The sequence below is a fragment of the Streptomyces mangrovisoli genome (assembly GCF_000974985.2).
GTDB lineage: Bacteria > Actinomycetota > Actinomycetes > Streptomycetales > Streptomycetaceae > Streptomyces > Streptomyces mangrovisoli.
The window spans coordinates 1-1,361 of record NZ_LAVA02000186.1 but is presented as its reverse complement, the minus strand read 5'-3'; the positions used below and the strand labels follow the sequence as shown (position 1 = coordinate 1,361).

Sequence of the window (1,361 nt, the reverse complement as noted above, 5' to 3'; positions counted from 1 at the left end):
TGGAAGGCGACATGACGCCCCCTGCGGATATCGGCATCTGATTCCCAGCGCGGTGACATACACCAAGTGTAGTAGGGTGATCGCGTCGACCTGGAAGGAGGTGGGCTGGATGATCCGTGCGTACAAGTTCCTCATGCGGCCCACCGTGGGTCAGGCCGCCGCGCTCGGCGAGATGCTGCGCGATCACTGCTCGCTCTACAACGGGGCCTTGCAGGAACGCCGCGACGCCTACCGGCATACCTCGAAGACGAGCATCAAGTACGGGCAGCAGTCCGCGCAGCTCAAGGAGATCCGGGCGTTCGACCCGGACCGTCAGGGCCGCTGGTCGTTCTCTTCCCAGCAGGCGACCTTGCGGCGACTGGACAAAGCGTTCGCCGCGTTCTTCCGCCGGATCAAGTCCGGGGACACTCCCGGCTACCCGCGCTTTCGTGGGGCGAACTGGTTCGACACCGTGGACTTCCCCAAGGATGGCGACGGCTGCCGCTGGGACTCCACCCCGCACGACCCGCGGACCCGCGTCCGCTTCCAGGGCGTCGGGCACGTCAAGGTCAAGCAGCACCGACCGGTGGTCGGCAAGGTCAAGACCGTGTCCGTCAAGCGCGAAGGCAAACGCTGGTACGTGGTGCTCACGGCCGAGCAGGAACACCCCGAGCCGCTTCCGGCGACGGGCTCCGTGGCCGGCATCGACATGGGCATCGCTTCGTTCCTCACCACCTCCGACGGCGAGCACGTCGAGAACCCGCGTCACGGCAGGAAGGCCGCCGCCAAGCTGGAGGCCGCACAGCAGAAGCTCAGCCGGTTCGGCCGGGTCCGCCGCGACAAGCGGACCGCCAATCACCAGCGGGCCGTCCAGCGAGTTGCCGACCTGCACCGCAAGGTCCGCCGCCAGCGCCTCGACCACGCACACAAGACCGCGCTTGACCTGATCCGCGACCACGACGTCATCGCGCACGAGGATCTCAAGATCCGCAACATGGTCAAGACAACCGCACCCAAGCCCGACCCCGACAAGCCGGGCAGTTTCCTGCCCAACGGGGCCGCCGCCAAGACCGGTCTGAACCGTTCGATCTCGGATGCCGGATGGGGGGTGTTCCTGACGATCCTCACCGCCAAGGCTGAAAGCGCCGGACGAGACGTGATCGCCGTGGACCCCCGCAACACCTCCCGCACCTGCCCCGAGTGCGGGCATGTCGCAGCGGAGAACCGGCCCACCCAGGAGAAGTTCCACTGCATCTCGTGCGGCCACCAGGCGCACGCCGACATCGTGGGGGCTTCCAATGTTCTGCGGGCCGGGCTGGCCCGTCGTCAAGCTCAACCAGCTTGACGAGAAGCCCCCGCATTCATGCGGGGGAGTAGTCACG

Annotated in this window: 1 protein-coding gene; it reads left to right on the top strand. The window is 67.0% G+C overall.

The features are described 5' to 3' along the window. The first annotated feature begins 109 nt into the window (after positions 1 to 109). Positions 110 to 1,324, top strand: coding sequence for an RNA-guided endonuclease InsQ/TnpB family protein (locus WN71_RS39315; protein WP_046592950.1), 1,215 nt, complete (start codon positions 110 to 112; stop codon positions 1,322 to 1,324). The last annotated feature ends 37 nt before the right edge of the window (positions 1,325 to 1,361 follow it).

What these genes read in the sequence shown, in the direction of transcription:
- WN71_RS39315 (WP_046592950.1), top strand. Translation starts at nt 110, where the DNA reads ATGATCCGTGCGTACAAGTTCCTCATGCGGCCCACCGTGGGTCAGGCC.